Genomic DNA, 6,000 nt, shown 5'->3' on the forward strand with positions numbered 1-6,000 from the left:
AAAGCTGTCACCTTTGATTTTTTATACATCTCGTTAATTTCTAAAACAAGTCGTTTTGCTTCTCTACAAGCTACCAATCTATTTTTAGTAGTCGTATGGCTTATTTTGGCATTTTTAAAAATTATCGCTTCTTTTAAAAATGCTTGTTTCTTACTTTTGTCTAATTGTTATCAAATATAGTTAAAACAAAAAAATATTTATCAATTAAAAACCATTTATAAACCTTATTTTAAAATAGGTTTCACTTTTTTCTTAATATTGACTCTCTATTTCGATAACTACAGTTTAAAGGTAGTTGAGAAACCAAATAGATTGACAATAAGAGTTTACTTATAAAAAGTGATTCTCTAAAATGTTAAAATAAATTTAAACACGTTAAAAAAATAGGGCTATTACTAGACTAGACATTAAACGAAACTCAAAAATCTACATAAAAAAACAGCATCAATACGATGCTGTTTTTTTATAATTATGAAATTCCTGCCTTTACAGGAATTTGTTTTGTTATCTAGAATAATTAGGCGATTCATTAGTAATAGTGACATCGTGAGGATGACTTTCGTTAATTCCACTGGCTGTAATCTTTACAAAGCGCCCTTTGTCTTGAAGCGATGCAATATCTTTCGCTCCACAGTAACCCATACCAGCTCTTAAGCCACCAATAAATTGATGAATACTTTCTACCAAGTCACCTTTATAGGGAACTCTTCCGACAATTCCTTCTGGAACTAACTTTTTAATATCGTCTTCAACATCTTGGAAATAGCGGTCTTTACTACCTTGTTTCATAGCTTCAACTGAACCCATACCTCTGTAAGACTTAAACTTTCTTCCTTCGTAAATAATTGTTTGTCCAGGACTTTCTTTTGTACCTGCTAAAAGTGAACCTAACATTACAGTATCGGCGCCAGCTGCAATCGCTTTAGGAATATCTCCTGTATAACGAATGCCGCCGTCTGCTATAACCGGGACACCTGAACCTTTAATAGCTGCAGCAACTTCTAAGACCGCTGAAAATTGAGGAAAACCAACTCCTGCAATAACGCGCGTTGTGCAAATAGAACCAGGACCAATACCAACTTTAACGGCGTCTGCGCCAGCTTCTACTAAATATTTAGCGGCTTCACCAGTTGCAATGTTACCCACAATCACATCGAGGTTTGGAAACTGTTGTTTTAAGGCTTTTAAAATGGTGACCACACCAACTGTATGTCCATGTGCTGTGTCAATAACTACAGCATCAACACCCGCTTTTACTAAAGCCTCTGCTCTATCAACAGCATCAGCTGTAACTCCGATTGCCGCTGCTACACGTAATCTACCATACGTATCTTTATTCGCATTTGGCTTTTGAGTTACTTTAGTAATATCTCTAAACGTAATTAGGCCAGCGAGTTTATAATTATCATCTACAATAAGTAGCTTTTCAATTTTATTTTGTTGAAGAATTTTTTCAGCATCTTTAAGAGACGTCCCGACCGCAGCAGTTACCAAATTCTCAGAGGTCATAACGGCGACAATTGCTCTGTCATTTTGGTGTTCGAAACGTAAATCTCTGTTCGTTACAATACCTTTAAGCATGCCTTCGTCATCTACAATCGGAATACCTCCAATACTATGCTCGCGCATTGCATTTTTTGCATCAGACACTACAGCATCCATAGGCAAGGTTACAGGATCTAGAATCATGCCACTTTCAGCACGTTTTACTTTACGAACTTTTCTGGCTTGTTCATCAATAGACATATTTTTATGCAACACACCAATCCCACCTTCTTGTGCCATGGCAATTGCCATTTTACTTTCAGTAACGGTATCCATAGCAGCGGAAACCACAGGGATGTTAATAGTAATGTTTTTTGTAAACTTTGTTTGAATATTGACTTCGCGTGGAAGAACTTCAGAAAATGCTGGAACTAATAGAACGTCATCGTAAGTAAGACCTTCTCCTAATATTTTGTTTTCGTGTGCTGTCATTGCAATTAAGGTATAATTGCATGCAAAGCTACGCTTTTTTTTGGCAGTAATTAGAAAATGAGAAAATGAAAATATATTATGAGTTCTATTATAAAAAAGACAAAACAGTCTATCAAAAAATAAATAAATACTAATTTTAAAATCCTTATTTAAATTTAGTCTAAATAAACTTTGTGGTTTCAAGATTATTAAATAATTTCGCAATTCAATAATTATTAACCATTACTTTTAAGATGAAAAAAATTTCAATTTTACTATTAAGTCTCTCACTCGTTCTAGCGTGTTCTAGTGATGATGATAACAACCAACCTAATGATAATAATGTTACAAAGGCAGACGTTGTTTCCAATTATGCTGATGTGGTTTACCAATCCTATGCAGATAGTTATAGCGCAGCCATTACAATGCAAAGTGCAATAAACGCCTTTGTAAATGATCCAACCGATGCTAGATTTACAACTGCGAAAAGTACATGGTTGGCAGCGAGAGAGCCTTACGGACAAACAGAAGCTTACAGAGGTGCAACTGGTCCAATAGATACAGATGGTAATCCTTGGTCGTTGAATACCGAAGGGCAGATGAATGCTTGGCCAATTGACGAAGCTTATATCGATTATGTAGAAGCTGGTTCTGAAGCTTGGGCTGGTACTTTTACGAGTAGTATTATCGCAGATGCAAGCATAACGATTGACGCGAGCACACTTGCTGACCTAAATGAAGCTGGTGGCTCAAACGAGAAAGCGGTTAGCACAGGGTGGCATGCCATAGAATTTTTATTATGGGGACAAGACCAAACATTCCCTGAGGCAGAATTAGCTGGTCAACGCGAATTTACAGATTATACAACAGCAAGTGATGCAGATAGACGCGGACAGTATTTGCAGGTAGTTACAAATTTATTAGTAAGCGACCTTAACGATTTGGCAAATACATGGACTGTTGGAGGAACTTACAGAACTGTATTTGAAGGCCTAGACGAAGATGTTGCCTTATCACAAGCAATCCAAGGTGCATTTTTTATCTCTGGCGATGAATTATCGGAGGAACGAATGGTAGTACCAGTTGATAACACTGAAGGAATTGGTGGTTTAGGACAAGAACTTGAGCATTCTTGTTTTGCAGATAATACTAATCGTGATGTTTATAATAATGCCAAGGGTGTTATTAACGTTATTTTTGGTTCGTATGGTACTACAAATGGAGCTTCATTTTACGATTTGGTTTTATTAGAAAATCCTACGCAAGCTAATAGTTTAAAAGCTGCAGCAGACGAGGTTATTGCCAGAGTGAATATCGTAGGTGTTAACTCTAAGCCTTTTGATTTATTAATCGCTCAAGAATCTACAAATCCAATTACTGGACCTGTTATGGAATCTGTTGTAGCATTAAGAGATTTAGCGGATGAAATTAGCGCATCAGCAACTTTAATAGGCCTAACTGTAAACTAATAACCATAATTAGTTTAATTTTTATAGATAAATCCCAGAATTTACATTTTGGGATTTATCATTTTAATCTAATCTTTTGTTGTTGAAAAAAGAAAATATTTTATTACTGATTATTATTTGTTTTATGTCTTGTAATTCAGATGACGACAACTATTCACCTGTTGTAGACTTATATGAAGAAGGCGAAGAACTTTTAACTGGTTCTTTGGGTGTTAACAATACAAGTGACACTGCTTTTGGTCTAAAAATTGATGGCTTATCATTTAATGAAATAACTGCATTTTCGACAGGGAATTCATTATTTAATCAGTCTTGGGTTTCAGCCCCTGCATCAACAACTTCAATTGACGGCTTGGGTCCAACATTTAATGCACGCGCTTGTAATACTTGCCATTTTAAAGATGGCAGAGGAAGACCTTTATTTAATGGTGCAAATTCTAATGGCTTTTTAATGCGAATTAGTTTAGCAGGGCAAGATGCCTTTGGAAATAACAATCCAGTACCTGGCTATAATACTCAAATTCAAGAACGCTCGAATATTGGCATCTCATTTGAGGCGAAAGTTAATGTAAATTATGAACAAATAAATGGTGCATATGAAGATGGCACGACCTATCAACTTCAAAAACCAATTTACTCATTCTCGGAAGAACAATTCGGTAGTTTAGCCGGTGTAGAAATGTCGCCACGGGTTGGCACACAAACTATTGGACTTGGCCTAATTAGCGCATTACCAGATGAACAGATTTTGCAATTCGCAGATGAATCTGACTCTGACAATGACGGTATTTCCGGACGTCCAAATTATGCATATAACATAGAAACTCAACAAAGTGAATTGGGTAAATATGGTTGGAAAGCTAATGCACCTACTTTAAGACAACAGATAGCGAGTGCATTTCATGGAGATATGGGATTAACAACCTCACTTTTTTCAGAAAACAATTGTCCATCGCCTCAGCAAGATTGTTTTGAAGCACCAAATGGTGGAGAATTTGAGGTGACCGATAATCAGCTAGAACGTGTTATTTTTTATCAAGGTGTACTTGCTGTACCAAATAGACGGAACTTCACGGATGAATCTGTATTGAAAGGGAAAGTACTTTTTAATGAACTTAATTGTATTGGTTGCCATCGTATTAATATGGTTACAGGTACTTCTGAAATTCAGCCGATGTTAAGTAATGTAAATATTAAACCCTATTCTGATTTTTTATTACATGATATGGGTGAAGAACTTGCAGATAACAGACCAGATTTTTTGGCAAATGGTAACGAATGGCGTACGCAACCACTTTGGGGAATTGGTTTAATACAAACAGTAAACGGCCATACCTTTTTGTTACACGATGGTCGTGCAAGAAATATCGAAGAAGCCATACTTTGGCATGGTGGTGAAGCTGAAAGCGCAAAAAATAATTTTAAAAATTTATCTACAGACCAACGTCAACAGATAATTGATTTTGTAAACTCTCTATAATTACTATGAAAAAATTCACTTTTACCCTAATTGCTATAGCTTCAATAATCATTATAGCTTGTAGTAGTAGTGATAGTGACGCATCAGACCAAGGATTCAACGTTAAGAATTTTCTAGACAATGCTGTAAATCTAAATATAAAACCTGCACTCAATACATTTAATCTAGAGACTTCAAATTTAGAACAAAGTATTTCGACGTATACGAATAATCCAACGGTTGCTAATTTAGAACTGGCCAGACAACAGTGGAAAACGACTGCAATTAACTACGAGAAAACCTATGTTTATCATATTGGTTTAGCACGAACTCAATTTTTGCATAATTCAATCTATAATTGGCCAACGGTTGAAGGTGCAATTGAATATTTTATTTCAGATAACGATTCCATTGACGCCACATTTATGGCTACCATCAGCTCACAAGCCAAATCATTGGCTGCTATTGAATATTTGTTATTTGCTGAAAATGCGGCGACTATAAATTCAGGATTTATGAATTCTGAAAAACGTCGTGATTATTTGAGATTATCTTCAATATATCTTAAAACAAGGGCAGATAAGCTTCAAAATGTTTGGGCCACGTCTGGCGAAGATTACGGAACTACATTTATAAATAATAGTGGCTCTGGGATTCAGGGGTCATTTAATTTGTATTATAATGGTATTCATAATGCCTTAGACGTTACCAAAAGCACCAAAGTTGGAAAACCTGCAGGATTAGAAAATTCTCAGGTCATAAATCCAGAATTAACCCAAGCCTATTTTAGCGATACCTCAAAAGCATTGGTGCGCGTGAGTATAGAAAGTGTTGAAACCGCTTATTTTAATACAGCTGGACTAGGGATTGATGATTATGTGTTTTCAATCACTAACAATCAAGACTTAAATGATGCTATTCTCAATAAGATCAATGAAATCTATGCGGCACTCAATGCTATGTCATTACCCTTAGACGAAGCTGTAAATCAAAGTAACGCACAAGTTGAAGTTTTACATACCAAAATTGAAGATTTACGAATTTTGTTTGCAGTAGATGTAAGAAGTGTACTCTCCATAATTATTACGACTACTGATACTGATGGCGATTAAATTT

General features: G+C 35.7%; 4 protein-coding genes. 3 read left to right on the forward strand and 1 reads right to left on the reverse strand.

Going from position 1 to position 6,000, the window contains the following annotated elements:
- Positions 1-504: 504 nt before the first annotated feature.
- Positions 505-1,977 (reverse strand): IMP dehydrogenase, encoded by a 1,473-nt coding sequence (guaB, locus tag B2U95_RS04650; RefSeq protein ID WP_296313315.1) that lies wholly within the window; start codon positions 1,975-1,977, stop codon positions 505-507.
- 233 nt (positions 1,978-2,210) lie between these two features.
- On the opposite strand from guaB, the gene B2U95_RS04655 reads away from it, so the two are divergent.
- The 3 genes from B2U95_RS04655 (at position 2,211) to B2U95_RS04665 (ending at position 5,996) form a co-directional block, all read left to right on the forward strand.
- Positions 2,211-3,425, forward strand: a complete 1,215-nt coding sequence (locus B2U95_RS04655) for an imelysin family protein (RefSeq protein WP_296313316.1) — start codon at positions 2,211-2,213, stop codon at positions 3,423-3,425.
- 124 nt (positions 3,426-3,549) lie between these two features.
- The gene (locus B2U95_RS04660; RefSeq protein ID WP_296313318.1) at positions 3,550-4,905 is read left to right on the forward strand and encodes a di-heme oxidoredictase family protein; all 1,356 of its coding nucleotides are present in this window, start codon (positions 3,550-3,552) and stop codon (positions 4,903-4,905) included.
- A gap of 5 nt (positions 4,906-4,910) precedes the next feature.
- Entirely contained in the window at positions 4,911-5,996 is a 1,086-nt protein-coding gene (locus B2U95_RS04665) for an imelysin family protein (protein WP_296313320.1), read from the forward strand.
- The last annotated feature ends 4 nt before the right edge of the window (positions 5,997-6,000 follow it).

It is taken from the genome of Winogradskyella sp. UBA3174 (genome assembly GCF_002364335.1).
Classification (GTDB): Bacteria; Bacteroidota; Bacteroidia; order Flavobacteriales; family Flavobacteriaceae; genus Winogradskyella.